Raw genomic sequence first — 460 nt, 5'->3', positions numbered from 1 at the left:
CCGAGGCCGATCTGCCGGATAAGCCGCGCCATCAGGGCGGCAGCATCCGGGCTCAGGTCGCGGTCGGCGACCGAGGCCACGTCGAACCACAGATTGCGGGTCTGCGGCGCGCCCCGCGCCATGGCCGCGGCCAGCACGCCCAGCACCGCGCGCGCCGGCGGATCCTCGAAACCGGGCCCGGCGCCGGCCAGGTGCGCGACCTGCACCACGACGCCGGGCGCCGCCGGCAGCAGGTGCTCGAGGAAGATCCGCGCCTGTTCTTCGCCGTAGGGACGCCGCTTGCCGATGCTCGCGCGCAGGTGGACCACGATCGCCATGCCCTTGGCGTTGGCGGCGGCGAAGACCTCGCGCAGGCGTGCGAGGTGGGCCGGCTTCTCGAGCTGGACGTCCGAATTGCCGAAGTGAAGCTTGATGCCGCGGCGCAGGCCGGGAATGGCGGCGCAGCGGTGCAGCTCGACCA

At 73.5% G+C, this 460-nt stretch carries 1 pseudogene; it reads right to left on the bottom strand.

Annotated features, from left to right (window positions below):
* A pseudogene (locus tag KVT32_RS28750) lies at positions 1-460 on the bottom strand (hypothetical protein); the annotation flags it as partial.

The sequence above is a fragment of the Achromobacter sp. GbtcB20 genome (assembly GCF_019091095.1).
Taxonomy (GTDB): Bacteria; Pseudomonadota; Gammaproteobacteria; order Burkholderiales; family Burkholderiaceae_B; genus Achromobacter; species Achromobacter mucicolens.
This window is presented reverse-complemented; position numbering and strand designations above follow the sequence as displayed.